General features: G+C 30.6%; 10 protein-coding genes. 3 read left to right on the top strand and 7 right to left on the bottom strand.

Annotation, left to right across the window (positions count from 1 at the left end; genetic code table 11):
- Positions 1-3: 3 nt before the first annotated feature.
- Positions 4-2,460, top strand: a complete 2,457-nt coding sequence (locus tag IEW41_RS07160; RefSeq protein ID WP_188605658.1) for a TonB-dependent receptor — start codon at positions 4-6, stop codon at positions 2,458-2,460.
- Positions 2,461-2,528: 68 nt separating this feature from the next.
- Here IEW41_RS07160 and IEW41_RS07155 read toward each other — a convergent pair whose 3' ends face one another.
- Both IEW41_RS07155 and IEW41_RS07150 read right to left on the bottom strand, forming a co-directional pair.
- The gene (locus IEW41_RS07155; RefSeq protein WP_188605657.1) at positions 2,529-2,711 is read right to left on the bottom strand and encodes a hypothetical protein; all 183 of its coding nucleotides are present in this window, start codon (positions 2,709-2,711) and stop codon (positions 2,529-2,531) included.
- Between the two features lie 197 nt (positions 2,712-2,908).
- The gene (locus IEW41_RS07150) at positions 2,909-3,682 is read right to left on the bottom strand and encodes a hypothetical protein (RefSeq protein WP_188605656.1); all 774 of its coding nucleotides are present in this window, start codon (positions 3,680-3,682) and stop codon (positions 2,909-2,911) included.
- Between the two features lie 217 nt (positions 3,683-3,899).
- On the opposite strand from IEW41_RS07150, the gene IEW41_RS07145 reads away from it, so the two are divergent.
- Positions 3,900-4,940 carry a GMP reductase gene (locus IEW41_RS07145; protein ID WP_188605655.1) on the top strand — a complete coding sequence of 347 codons (1,041 nt, stop codon included), beginning with the start codon at positions 3,900-3,902 and terminating at the stop codon, positions 4,938-4,940.
- A 6-nt stretch (positions 4,941-4,946) separates the two neighbouring features.
- Here the strand turns inward: IEW41_RS07145 and IEW41_RS07140 are convergent, their stop codons facing one another.
- The 5 genes from IEW41_RS07140 to IEW41_RS07120 all read right to left on the bottom strand — a co-directional run bounded on the left by IEW41_RS07140 (position 4,947) and on the right by IEW41_RS07120 (position 12,819).
- The gene (locus IEW41_RS07140; RefSeq protein WP_188605654.1) at positions 4,947-5,309 is read right to left on the bottom strand and encodes a methylglyoxal synthase; all 363 of its coding nucleotides are present in this window, start codon (positions 5,307-5,309) and stop codon (positions 4,947-4,949) included.
- Positions 5,309-6,169, bottom strand: a complete 861-nt coding sequence (locus IEW41_RS07135; protein ID WP_188605653.1) for an N-acetylglucosamine kinase — start codon at positions 6,167-6,169, stop codon at positions 5,309-5,311. The genes IEW41_RS07140 and IEW41_RS07135 overlap by 1 nt, the downstream gene beginning before the upstream one ends.
- 80 nt (positions 6,170-6,249) lie before the next feature.
- A complete protein-coding gene (gene gap / locus IEW41_RS07130) occupies positions 6,250-7,251 on the bottom strand; it encodes a type I glyceraldehyde-3-phosphate dehydrogenase (protein WP_188605652.1) in 1,002 nt (333 codons plus the stop codon).
- 28 nt (positions 7,252-7,279) lie between these two features.
- Complete coding sequence (gene pfkA, locus IEW41_RS07125) at positions 7,280-8,266, bottom strand: 6-phosphofructokinase (protein ID WP_188605651.1); 987 nt, start codon at positions 8,264-8,266, stop codon at positions 7,280-7,282.
- A 137-nt stretch (positions 8,267-8,403) separates the two neighbouring features.
- Positions 8,404-12,819, bottom strand: coding sequence for a translocation/assembly module TamB domain-containing protein (locus tag IEW41_RS07120; RefSeq protein WP_229660192.1), 4,416 nt, complete (start codon positions 12,817-12,819; stop codon positions 8,404-8,406).
- Positions 12,820-12,924: 105 nt separating this feature from the next.
- Here IEW41_RS07120 and tsaD point away from each other — a divergent pair, with 105 nt between their 5' ends.
- Positions 12,925-13,947, top strand: coding sequence for a tRNA (adenosine(37)-N6)-threonylcarbamoyltransferase complex transferase subunit TsaD (tsaD, locus tag IEW41_RS07115; protein WP_188605650.1), 1,023 nt, complete (start codon positions 12,925-12,927; stop codon positions 13,945-13,947).
- Positions 13,948-14,007 lie beyond the last annotated feature (60 nt).

The raw sequence follows: 14,007 nt of genomic DNA, 5'->3' as shown, positions 1-14,007 counted from the left end.
ACTATGAAGAATCCATTTAAATTAACCATTATTTTATCATTATTTACAAGTTTTATTTTTGCACAAACCGAAGTTACCGTTACAGGGACTGTATTAGATAAAGATGTAAACCAACCTTTAGAATATGCAACTATTGTCTTTTTTAGTAAAAAAGAAAACAAAATAATAACAGGAGGAATTACAGATGCTTCAGGTAATTTTAGCATTACAGTTCCTTCTGGCACTTATGATGTGAGTGTTGAGTATATTTCATATAAAACCAAATCAATACCTAATAAAATATTAAATAAAGATACCGATTTAGGTATATTAGGAATTGCAATAGATGTTGAATCGTTAGGTGAAGTTGAAGTTATTGCAGAACGTACTACAGTAGAAATAAAGCTAGACAAAAAAATATATAATGTTGGTAAAGATTTAACTGTTCGTGGTGGTACTGTAAGTGATGTACTAGATAATGTACCTTCTGTTTCAGTTGATGTTGAAGGTAATGTATCACTTAGAGGTAATGAAAATGTTAGAATTTTAATTAATGGTAAACCTTCTGGTTTAGTTGGTTTAAACTCCACTGATGCCTTACGTCAATTACCTGCTGAATCTATTGAGCGTGTTGAAGTTATCACATCTCCTTCAGCACGTTATGATGCCGAAGGAACTGCTGGTATTTTAAATATTATTTTAAGAAGAAGTAAACTTCAAGGTTTAAATGGTGCTATAACAGCAAATGCTGGTCATCCTACAAGTGCAGGTATTTCAGGAAACATTAACTACAGAACAGGTGATTTTAACTTTTTTAATACTACAGGTTATAGCTATAGAGAGTCTCCAGGAAGATCATTAACCGAAACACAGTATTTTAATAGAGTTTTTGATGATAACGGAAACTTAATTTCTGACGATCCAGATACTTTTTTAAATGAAACACGAAAAACAGATCGTCAAAGTAAAGGGTTAAGCACTAATTTTGGTGTAGAATGGTATATAACTGATACTGCTTCACTAACTACTTCTATTGTATACAGAAATAGTGATGAAGAAAATAATACTACAAATACAATTGATAGATTAGATACAGATGGTAGCCTAATTAACCGTTCATTTCGTTTCGATCCAGAATTTGAAGATGACAAAACAATCCAATATGCGCTAAATTTTGATAAGCAATTTGGTGGTAATAGTCAACATAAGTTAACATTCGACTTTCAATATGAAACTAATGATGAAACTGAAAAATCTTTAATTTCTCAAGATGGTAATGATGCAGAGCGTGTAAAAACAATACAAGAACAAAATGAGGTATTATTACAGGCAGATTATGTTTTACCAATTGGTGAAAACAGCCAATTTGAAGTTGGATATAGAGGTAATTTTAATGAGTTAGATACTGATTATACTTTAGAGTTTAATGAAAATGGAGACTTTGTTTTAGATACAGATGTTAGTAATAACTTAATTTATAAAGAACAAATAAATGCTGTGTATTCACAGTTTGGTAGCAAAATAAAAACCAAATTCTCTTATTTACTTGGTTTAAGAATGGAATCTACACGTATTAGTATAAACCAATTAACTACTAATGATTTACAGAAAAAAGACTATATAGGTTTATTTCCTACTGTTAATTTAGGTTATGAAATCTCAGATAAACAAAGTTTACAATTAGGTTACAACCGAAGAATTAGTCGTCCTCGTTCTCGATTTATCAATCCGTTCCCTTCAAGAAGTAGTGCTACTAACCTATTTCAAGGAAATCCTGATATAGACCCAAGTTATTCTAACAAAGTAGATTTAGGATATTTAAACCGTTTCGGAAAAGTAACTTTAAACTCTTCTATTTATTATGAAAGAGGTACTGATGCTTTTACGTTTATAACTGAAGATACAGGTGAAACAGCAACAGTTAATGGTACAGAAGTACCAGTTATTAGACGTTCTCCAATAAATTTGGCAACTAACGATCGTTATGGATTTGAGTTTACATTAACATACAGACCAACTAAAGACTGGAATATTAATGGAAATTTCAACTTATTCCAATCTATTACAGAAGGTTTTTATAATGGTGTAGATTATGGTGCAGAAAACTTAAGCTGGTTTGTAAGATTAAATAACAAATACACATTACCTGGAAATATAGATTGGCAAACACGTTTATTTTATATGGGACCACGTGAAGATGCACAAAATAAAAGCAAAGGAATGTTCTCTACAGATTTAGCGTTTAGTAAAGATATTTTTAAAGATCAAGCGTCAATAGCATTTAATATTAGTGATGTGTTTAACACCAGAAAACGTGTTACAGATTCATTTACGTCTACTTTTGATAGCTATTCTGAGTTTCAATGGAGACAACGTAGCTTTAATGTATCGTTTACTTACCGTTTTAATCAACAAAAGAAACAACAAAGAGACAGAGGTCAAAACAATGGTGGTGGAGATGATTTTGAATTTGAAGGATAAACCCAAAACACTATAAAAAGAAAAAGGAAGCTATTTAGCTTCCTTTTTTTTATATTATTTAAACACAATTAATGTGTTGCAGCATCACGTTTTGCTTTCTTTTCTTCTCTTATTTCTTTAAGGCGCTCAATTAATGAACCACCAATCCAATAAGGAATTACAAAAGTTATTAAAAATATCATTAACCAAAAACCGATAGTTAATATGGTTAAAAATGCTAAAAATCCTAAATATTGATCAAATTCAAACATGTGGTGTTCTTTTTTTATAACTATGGCAAAGATAAGTCAAACCAATTTGTTACACAATACCAAATTTAAGATTTATTAACAGAGTTTTTAAGAGAGTTGTTTAACACTGTTGTGTATGGCTTGTTACGGAAAAGTGCGCGAATCATTTTCCGACTATAAAATTCGTAGTAATTAATTATACACGTTGTTAGCTACTGTTATTTTTCACTATTAATTATAAAATCAAGAAACTCAAGTCCAAATTCAGTGATTCCCATATTTTGAAAAGCAAAACTTCCATTTCTATTCATACGATTATCAACTAGTAAACCTTTTGAAAATAATCTTTGTTTATAGAATTCAAATTTTTGATATGATAATTCGTAATATTCAGATGTTCTTAATTTTTTTAGTGGTTCAATTTTGTCTTCAATTTCTTCAATTCCAGATTTCACTCTAACTTCATCATCATGGTATCTAGATTGATTAATAATTATCGTTTCTCGTTTTTGTTTTTCAGTTATTTGATTCAACTCGTCTCGTAGTTTGTTGAGATTATTTATTTCTTCTTCATAGTTAAGGTCAAAATTTCTGTGGCCATGTAAAATGGAAATTTCTTCTTCAGACAAAGAACTTATCAAATCTAAATATAACTCCACTAGCTCAATTTCTTGAATTGGATTATTTAGTTGAGTAATTAATATATCCTTAAAGCGAATTAATTTCAATTCTGATTTTGTTTGTACAACTCTTCTTAAAACAGACTCAAAGATATCATTGAAATCTTCTGTTTTTATATTCTCAATTTTGACATCTGAATTTTTCGCAAAATATTCTGATAGAATATCAATAAAATTATTTAGCCTCTTTTGTTTTATGGAACCATTATATTCAAAAAAAAGTTCATTAAGTGCAGTACCAGCAAATGGAATTACTCCAAAAATGGATTTTGCACTACTAACTAATATTTCTTTCTTATCGATTTTACTCATAATTGTAGCTAATGCAACAATATAGATTGTTTTAATTATCTATATCACTAGTTAAACGAAGTTAGCTTTTTTTAATTTTATAATCAATAAACTTACATTTACGATATTAACCATTATATAAACAGTTGTTAATAAATCGTTCTTCAAAATAGTAAATTATAGCTTTAAAATTTATGCATAGTACGTACATTTGATAGTAACCAAATATGTCACGACAATGCGAATAGAATATGATATAAAGCTAGGCTTTAAAGATGTTATGATTAGACCTAAACGTTCTACCCTAAAAAGTAGAGCTCAGGTAAATTTAGATAGAGAATTTAAGTTTTTACATAGTACAACTGTTTGGAAAGGCATACCTATTATGGCTGCAAATATGGATACTGTTGGCACTTTTGAAATGGCTTTAACGCTATCAAAACACAAACTTTTTACTGCAATACATAAGCACTACTCTATACAAGAATGGGAAGCATTTTTATCTAACGCTCCTAAGTACTTACACGATTACATTGCTATAAGCACAGGAACAGGAAAACATGATGCTGAAAAGCTAAAAGCTATTTTAGAGTTGCAAAACGATCTTAAATTTATTTGTATAGATGTAGCAAATGGCTATTCTGAGCACTTTGTAAACTTTGTAAAACAAACTCGAAACCAATATCCTGATAAAGTTATTATTGCTGGTAATGTAGTTACTGGCGAAATGGTTGAAGAGCTTTTGCTTGCTGGAGCAGATATTGTAAAAGTTGGTATTGGTCCAGGTTCGGTTTGTACAACACGTGTAAAAACAGGTGTTGGTTATCCGCAATTATCTGCTATTATTGAGTGTGCTGATGCTGCTCATGGATTAGGAGGACAAATTATTAGTGATGGTGGTTGTGCAACTCCTGGTGATGTTGCTAAAGCATTTGGTGCTGGAGCAGATTTTGTTATGCTTGGTGGAATGCTTGCTGGACACGATGAAAGTGGTGGTGACATTGTTGAGAAAAACGGAAAAACTTATAAGCTATTTTATGGCATGAGCTCTGAAACAGCAATGGATAAGCATGTTGGTGGTGTTGCAGAATATAGAGCAAGCGAAGGTAAAACTGTTGAAGTACCTTACAGAGGTAAAGTAGAAACTACATTACAAGATATTTTAGGAGGCGTTAGAAGCACCTGTACTTATGTTGGAGCACAACGACTTAAAGAACTGACAAAACGTACAACTTTTATAAGAGTTGAAGAGCAAGAAAACAGGGTTTACAATGAATAGTTAAGTTTAAAGCCCTTTCATTAATAATGCAGCAGTAGCAGGATTTGTAGCTAATGGTACGTCGTGTACATCACATAAGCGCATAAGCATTAAAACATCTGGCTCATGAGGATGCTTTTCTAAAGGGTCTCTAAAAAACAAAACCATATTGCATTTACCTTCAGCGACTCTTGCAGCTATTTGAGCATCTCCACCTAAAGGTCCAGACAACAATCTTAAAACCTCAAAACCTGCTTTTTTTACCTTTTTACCTGTTGTACCAGTAGATACAAGTGTAATTTCTTTTTGATGTAATATCTCTCTATGCTCATTTAAAAACTGAACCATTTCGGCTTTTTTTCCATCATGAGCAATTAATGCAATTTCCATTATAATTGATTTGTATGATAAGTTACCAATCCTTCAATTGGTCTTCTAACAATGTTACCGACTTTAAAATTAAGTTCTTTTGCTACTTCATGTATTTCATCTTTACAGAAAAATGCAATCGAACCTGCAAAATGTACAGGAACAACTTCAATTTCATTTTTAAACTGTAAAATCATGTTTTTTGCAAAACGTCTTATACCTTGTTTAATAAGGTTTTGAATGTATTCTGAGTCTTTATTCAAAAATAAAAATTCAGCAAAACTCGCTAAATACGCATTAGGATTTGGCTGTTTGTAAAGGTTGTATTTAATATAATCTGCATCTAGATTATACTTATCTGCAAATGATACTTTAATAACTTCTGGCATATGATTAAAGTAATAATCTCTTATTAATTCTTTACCATAATAATTCCCTGAAGCGTCGTCCATAAGCGTGTAACCCAACGACTTTATTTTTTGATGTAAACGTTCTCCATCATAATAACTACAATTAGAACCTGTCCCCAAAATACAAACTACTGCAGCTTCATCATCATGACTTAACGTTGCTCTTACTGCTGCATAAGTATCTTCTTGCACATCTACTTCAGCATTAATAAAAATATCTTCTAGTATAGCTTTTAATTGTAAACGTGGTTTTTCTGTACCACAGCCTGCTCCATAAAAAAAGATATGTGTGACATCTTTTCTATGCTGCATTAATTCATCACTAGATTTAATTATTTTATAAATCTTTTTCTCTTTAAGAATTGCTGGATTTAAACCAAGTGTTCTTATTTTTTCTAAAAGCTGTTTTCCATTATTATCTACAGAAATCCAATCTGCTTTTGTAGAACCACTATCAACAATTAAAATCATATATTTTATGAATAAAAAATTCCGTAAAAATTATCACTATAACAAATATAGCAGAACTTTCACGGAATATATTGTTATAATTATAAAGAATGTATGTGTTGTGCTAACTCAACTAATTTAGTTGAATATGCAAACTCATTATCATACCAACCTACTGTTTTAAAGAATCTAGAATTTAACTCTATTGAAGCATCAGCATCAAAAACACAAGTACAAGTTTCACCAATAAAATCAGATGAAACCACCATTTCTTCAGTATAGCCAACAATACCTTTCATTGATCCTTCAGAAGCCTCTTTAAATGCTTTTTTAATTTCTTCTAATGATGTTTCTTTTTTGGTTCTGAATGTTAAATCTACCACTGAAACATCAGCTGTTGGTACACGAAATGCCATTCCTGTTAATTTTCCGTTTAAATGAGGAATAACTTTACCTACTGCTTTTGCAGCTCCTGTTGAAGCAGGAATAACATTAACTAAAGCACTACGACCACCTCTATAATCTTTTCTAGAAGGACCATCAACCGTTAATTGTGTTGCTGTAGTAGCATGTACAGTTGTCATTAAAGCTTCTTCGATACCAAAATTATCATCTAGTATTTTAGCCATTGGAGCTAAACAATTTGTTGTACAAGATGCGTTAGATACAATTTTATCTGAGGTCTTTACTTCTTTGTGATTTACTCCCATTACAAACATTGGAGCATCTTTACTTGGTGCTGAAATAACTACTTTTTTAGCTCCAGCTATAATATGATAATTTGCAGTTTCTAAAGTGGTAAAAATACCTGTACAATCTGCAACAACATCTGCTCCTACTTCATCCCATTTTAGGTTTTTTGGATCTCTTTCTGCAGTCACTCTAATTGTTTTTCCGTTAACAACTAAATGTCCATCTTTCACTTCAATAGTACCATCAAATCTGCCATGAACAGAATCGTACTCTAATAAATATGCTAAATGTTCTACTTCTAATAAATCGTTAATTGCAACTACATCTACTCCTGGTTTTTTTAGAGTTGCTCTAAATACTATACGTCCAATTCTACCGAATCCGTTAATTCCTAATTTTAAATTTGACATCTTAATTTCTTTCTTTTTTAATTGTTTATTATGTCGACATGATGTCTGACACGCGTAATAATTCTTTATTAATTTTTGATTTTCCTTTTACTGCTTGCTCTAAAGGTGTTAATGCTATTTCATCATTAAGAAGACCAACCATATAATTAGTTTTACCTTCTAATAAACTTTCAACAGCCTTTACTCCCATTCTACTTGCTAAAACTCTATCAAAACAAGAAGGAGAACCTCCTCTTTGCATATGGCCTAAAACTGAAACTCTAACTTCATATTCAGTCATATTTGCTTCTACGTAGTCTTTAAGCTCAAAAACATTTTTACCAATTTTATCACCTTCAGCTACAACCACAATACTTGATGATTTACCAGATTGTTTACTTCGTCTTAAAGATTCCAAAAGGCGTTCTAATCCTAAATCTTCTTCAGGGATTAATATCTCCTCTGCTCCTGCACCAACTCCTGCATTTAAAGCTATGTGGCCAACATCGCGACCCATTACTTCAACAAAAAATAATCGGTTATGAGAGCTTGCTGTATCTCTAATTTTATCAATGCATTCAACTACTGTATTTAAGGCTGTATCAAAGCCAAGTGTGTGTGTTGTGCCATATATATCATTATCTATGGTTCCAGGAATACCAATTACAGGAAAGTTAAATTCTTTATTAAAAAATAATCCTCCTGTAAATGTACCATCACCTCCAATTAATACTAATGCATCAATATTAGCTTCAGTAAGTTTTTTGTGAGCACTTTTGCGTCCTTCAGGTGTTCTAAATTCATTTGAACGAGCCGATTTTAAAACTGTACCTCCTTTATTAATTATTCCTTTTACACTACGAGCATTTAACTCTTTAAAATCACCTTCAATCATTCCTTCGTAGCCACGATAAATCCCAACACATTCTATATTGTGATATGCACAAGTTCTAACAACAGATCGAATGGCAGCATTCATTCCTGGAGAGTCGCCTCCAGAGGTCATCACACCAATTTTTTTTATGCTTTTTGACATGTATTTTTTCGTTTGAAAAGTAAAGCTAGTAAACAATTATTAGAAATATAGTACTATTTGAGATAATTTAACAGACACTCAAAAACTCAAACGTTTTCGTTAATAAAAAGATGGAAAAAAGTTAAAAAATAATGGATTTAATTTTCTTTTTTATCTGTTTTTTGCTTCATAGTGATGTAATCTGGAAGATTTTCATCGTCTCTTTTTGTTGCCTGATCATCTTTCTTTTTTTCATCCTTTTTTTCTTTTTTGTTCTTTCCAGAAAAGATGATTTGAAACAATTCTTTAAAAGTATCAAACTCTACATTATATGATAATCCTACTCCTTGAGTATAGCCAATCTCTTCACCAAAATTACGTATGTTGTTTTCTCGGTTAAAAAACTTGGCTGTAAGTGAACCATCTTCATTTAATAGTACATCAATTTGAACATCACCAGCAATAACAGTCTCATTAACACCTCCAACTGGTACTCCAACTTTACCATTAATTAAAACTCTTTCACTAATTTTTGTACGTAGAGTTAAACCAACTTCGGTATCTGATCTGTAATCTGGAGTAACCTCACTTGGTTTTAAATTAAGATTTATATCAAATTTACCATCTCCATTATCAAAAAAGCTATTAACTAATCCATTTACTCTATCGGCAATTGTACCATAAGCCTGCTGACCAAGACTAATATCACTAGCAAAAGATCCAGTGGCTAACAAGTATATAGCTTGGTTATCTCTACTCTCTTTAGATTCTAAACGATAGTCTAACTCTGATTTTATAGTTGAACTTACATTAGGGAAATTAAACGTAAAATCTGGCTCTGGTTGCTCTAATTGACCTGTTAGGTTAATTTCTACTTCAACAGGGATTGTTCGATTTATTGGATTATCTAATAATACCGATGGATTTGCGTTAGTTGTGTATATAGCCTTTAAATTTAACTGGGCTTTCATAGGATCGCCTTCCCACTCTATTTTTCCACCTTGTTCAACAAAAAACGTTTTTTCAAAAAGGCCACCATACTTAAAATTATAGGTTCCTCGATAAATCGAAAAGTCTCCCCACATCTTAAACTTTCCATTGGTATTGATATTAAAAAGTAAGTTCCCTTCGCCATTACCACGAATTGTACTTCCAGAGTTTCTATCAATAACAATCTCTATATCTGCGTTTTGCTTTACATCTAAATTGAAGTCTAGTTCTAACCCTTTAATTTCTGTGTCGGCAATTTGTTCACCTCGCAAACGAGCTGCTTTTTCTTCAGGACTTAAAAAATGTAAATATGAATTGTCACCAAAACTCTCCATATCATTTAACGGAATTTTAAAAACAGTACCTGGCTCAGTACTTCCATCTACTTTGATTACTAATTGATCTGTTGGTCCATAAATACTTGCGGTTCCTTTTATAAATCCTGTTCCGTAATAAAGAGACTCTTCAGAATCTTGGGTATTAAGTACTAATAATCTGTTTGTATCTATATCTAGTCCGAGTTTCCAATCGGAAAAATTATTATGGCTTATATATCCATTTAGGTTAGCTCTAGAGAAATATTCAGAGTCTGTTAGTGTAACATCGTTAAACACAAATTTTTGTTGTTCTAATTTTACCTCTGTGTCAAAATCGAAAGCATAATCAACATTTAAATATGGAATAGTTAATCCTGCATTGTTTAATATTAAATCTCCATTAATTTGTGGTTTTTTAAGACTTCCAGAAACTTTAGCTCTACCAGAAGCAACTCCTCGAATATTTTCAATGACACCAACGCCAAATACATTAAGTGGTTCTAACTGAAACTCATCAAAATTTATATCTAAATTTATACTAGAGTTTTTTGAACTAACATCTATATCTCCTTTAGCAATTAGCGATTTTAACTTATCATTCTGCAACAATACATCCACAGTATAATTTGTAAGTGATTTGTTACCAATTATATCTGCCTTTAAGTTACCCAATTCATGCTCATTAAACTTAAACTTACTTATAAGCACATTAGAATTTGGCACATATACTCCATTTTGTTGTAAAACTTCTAATTTACCATTAACATTACCTGCAAAGGATATGCTATCGAGTCGTGGTGTAATTTTGGTTAAATCGACATCTTTAAAGTTTAGCTTTATGTTTTTATATGTTGAATCTCTAACAACTCCTGAGAGTTCAATCTCTTCATTAAGATGATTCATTACAATATTATCAATATCAAATTGCTTAAAATCTCTATCGAAGGTAATCTTGTTTAACCTATCTCTTTTTTCATTAATCTCCCAAGTATTATCTTTAAATGTTACGTTAGATTTTTTAAACCCTACAACAGATTTGTTCTCTTTATTTATAGTGTAAAACAAACTTAAATTATAATCATCTTTGTTTCTTTTGCCTCCTTTAAATTCAGATTTAATAAAGAGTGTATCTCTCATTGTAACATTAATGAGGTTGAATTTAGATACGTTATAGTAGTTTGTATTTAAAGAATCTATCTCAACAAACGTGTTAAACAGCGGATTGCTATTATCTATTTTTAAGCTGATATTATTAGCAAAATAGTCTTGGAGTTTTATTTGTGGAGATTTAAAAGTTAAATTAAATCCTCTTTCGTCACTTTCAACCCTTCCTTTTACAAAAGTATTTTTACCGAGCTCCAATTTATGATAGAAGACCTCTACTATTTTATTATAAATTGTGAAATTAAAATCTAAATACTGATTTGGTTCAATTTTGTAAGGCTTATAATTTGTGTATATACTTCCTACAGAGTTCTCAATAAGCTTACTAATATCTTTAAATTTAAAATTCCCTACTACACTACCTTCAATTATATCAGGAGAATTTACATGTATAATTCTTTTGTCATTATCAAATCGTGATGTTATATCAAAATCTTCAAAATAATATTCATCATTCTGATTTATGTATGTTGTATTTTTAAAGGATAAGTTACCATAAGCATCATCTATATTAGATCCTTTCATAGACATAGATACATTACCTTTAAAGATTGAAATACTATCTTTCTGAATAAAATTTAGTGCACTTAAATTTGCGTATTCAACATCAGCCGTAAAATCTAATGCCTTAATATCTTTTGATAAATCTGCTAAACCATTAAACTTAAATTTAAAATTCTCATCATTAGAGATTAGTAACCCGTTAAAAACATTATTACCTAGTTCTCCAGAAATCTCAGCATTTTTATAGACATAATTATTATAATCTAAAGAAAATATATGTCCTTTTACATCTGTATTTAAATTTTTAAGGGTAAACCCTTTTCCGTCCACATCTAAATCAAATGATGTAAGTTTAACAGTAGGATCGTTTAGTAGAACTCCTAAGTCGAACTCATTAAAAATAACTTTACCTTTATATTTAGCATTATCTATATTATCTATTTGAGATAAATACATATCAGAGGTTATATGACCAATACCTGTATGAATATCTAAATTTGCTCTAATTGCTGTTGATGAAATATTTGAAGTTCCATTAATAGAAAAATTACCAAGCTTACTAAATATTGTTGGTATAGATTCACCCAAAAGATTTGGCAAAAGAGCTCTTAAATCGTAATAATTTGAAGATAAATCATCAAACCTGCCATCTAACACAAAATTATCGTCTTGACTATTAAAGAGGTTTTTAAAGTTTATATCTCCATATATTCTTGTTTGTGAGCTTGTAGTAACTTTTAAATTATTGGCTTGTAAATTATTTAGTGTACCAGTAATATTTGCACTAAGTTTTGCATGCTGATTAGTGCCAAACTCATTATAAAAAGTATTTAACTCATCCAATAATATATCAGATGCACTAAAGTTTGCAACAACCTCTACTTTATCTGTAAAAAACTGTAAATCCTCTCTTTTATAGTTAAACCTTACATCGCCTACTAAAAATGAGTTTGTAGTTTTTATACTCATATTCTGAAAACTCATATGGTCTAATGTATATTCAAAATTAGTAACCATATTTTTCACCTCTAAACCTCTACTGTCTTTAAACGCTAGTGTATTAATTCTTGCACTTACATCGCTTCCATTAATTAAAAAATTAGTGGCATTAAGGTTTAAATCATTAAACTCGATAATTTTTGGTGTTTCTTTGTTCTCGTTTGTCATTCTAAAAACACCTTCATAAATAGACACATCACTAGAAGATAATAAAAACTGGCTTTTTTCTTCTCGAGGGTTATCTTCATCAAACTTAGCAACAAACACATCTAAATTCGTGTCTTCTTCTCCTTTATAGGTTTTAATATTAAATGTTAAGCCATAAACATCAATATCACCAAAGGTTAATTTTCCGTCGTAAAGCTTTTTAAAACTTAAAATTGATGTATTAAGTTCATTAATATTAATTAACGTGTCTTTTTTATAATCTTGAATGTAAATATTTTTCAATTCTACATCGCCATTAAACTGTAAACCAACTTGGCCAATACTAATATTGGTTTTAAACTCGTCGTTAATACGTTTTGTTACTTTATTACCTATAAAAGTTTGAACTGAAGAAATAGAAAGCACCAACATCAAAATGATGAAAAGCAGCAAAAGTATTGCTGCAATTTTTGATATTATTTTGAAGAATTTTTTGATACGTATTAAAGTTATAACTTTGAAGTCAAAATTAACAATTATTGTGCCTAAATTTTAATAATGTCTTCACAAAATATTTATATTCTTGGTATTGAGTCGTCATGTGATGATACAGCGGCTTCTGTAATGCTTAACGGAAAGATTTTAAGCAATGTTGTTGCGAGTCAAAAAATTCATATTGAATATGGTGGTGTAGTGCCAGAATTGGCATCTAGAGCACATCAGCAAAACATTGTTCCTGTTGTAGATCAAGCACTTAAAAAAGCAAATATAGATAAATCGCAGTTAAGTGCAATTGCTTTTACAAGAGGTCCTGGACTAATGGGTTCTTTACTTGTTGGTACATCGTTTGCAAAATCATTAGCCTATGGTTTAGGTATTCCTTTAATAGATGTTAACCACATGTCTGCTCATATTTTGGCTCATTTTATTGATGAAGAAGGTTTTAATAAGCCTCCTTTTCCGTTTTTAGCGATGACGATTTCTGGTGGTCACACACAAATTGTAAAGGTGAATCATTATTTTGATATGGAAGTTATTGGCGAAACTATTGATGATGCTGTTGGTGAAGCTTTTGATAAAAGTGGAAAAATACTTGGTTTAGGTTATCCTGCTGGACCAGAAATTGACAAACGTGCACAAATTGGTAATCCGAAAGCTTTTAAGTTTACAAAACCCAAAGTTGATGGATTAAATTTTAGTTTTTCGGGACTTAAAACTGCGATTTTATATTTTATTCAAAAGGAAACGAAGGAAAATCCAAATTTTATTGAAGATAATTTGAATGATATTTGCGCTTCTATACAATATACTATCATTGGAATATTGATTGATAAACTTAAAATAGCATCAAAGCAAACAGGAATAAAACATATTGCTATTGGTGGAGGTGTTTCAGCTAATTCTGGAATACGTAAAGCTTTAAAAGATGGTGAAGCAAAGTTTGGATGGACAACTTATGTGCCTAAATTTGAGTTTACAACAGATAATGCAGCTATGATTGCCATTGTTGGGTATTTAAAATATCTAGAAGGTGATTTTGCAGAACAAAATGTTATTGCTTCTGCTAGGTTGAAGATATAACTTACCAAAGCAAGTTGTAAACAATCAATTCTTAAAAACTTAAATTAATTCCTGTTTAAT

The sequence above is a fragment of the Aquaticitalea lipolytica genome, assembly GCF_014641635.1.
Classification (GTDB): domain Bacteria; phylum Bacteroidota; class Bacteroidia; order Flavobacteriales; family Flavobacteriaceae; genus Aquaticitalea; species Aquaticitalea lipolytica.
The sequence above is the reverse complement of the archived record's forward strand: the minus strand, read 5'-3'. Positions and strand labels throughout refer to the sequence as shown.

Excerpts from the sequence above, each read along its gene's own strand:
- tsaD (WP_188605650.1), top strand. The coding sequence starts at position 12,925 with ATGTCTTCACAAAATATTTATATTCTTGGTATTGAGTCGTCATGTGAT.
- IEW41_RS07140 (WP_188605654.1), bottom strand. The coding sequence starts at position 5,309 with ATGGAAATTGCATTAATTGCTCATGATGGAAAAAAAGCCGAAATGGTT.
- gap (WP_188605652.1), bottom strand. The coding sequence starts at position 7,251 with ATGTCAAATTTAAAATTAGGAATTAACGGATTCGGTAGAATTGGACGT.
- IEW41_RS07150 (WP_188605656.1), bottom strand. The coding sequence starts at position 3,682 with ATGAGTAAAATCGATAAGAAAGAAATATTAGTTAGTAGTGCAAAATCC.
- IEW41_RS07145 (WP_188605655.1), top strand. The coding sequence starts at position 3,900 with ATGCGAATAGAATATGATATAAAGCTAGGCTTTAAAGATGTTATGATT.
- pfkA (WP_188605651.1), bottom strand. The coding sequence starts at position 8,266 with ATGTCAAAAAGCATAAAAAAAATTGGTGTGATGACCTCTGGAGGCGAC.
- IEW41_RS07155 (WP_188605657.1), bottom strand. The coding sequence starts at position 2,711 with ATGTTTGAATTTGATCAATATTTAGGATTTTTAGCATTTTTAACCATA.
- IEW41_RS07160 (WP_188605658.1), top strand. The coding sequence starts at position 4 with ATGAAGAATCCATTTAAATTAACCATTATTTTATCATTATTTACAAGT.
- IEW41_RS07135 (WP_188605653.1), bottom strand. The coding sequence starts at position 6,169 with ATGATTTTAATTGTTGATAGTGGTTCTACAAAAGCAGATTGGATTTCT.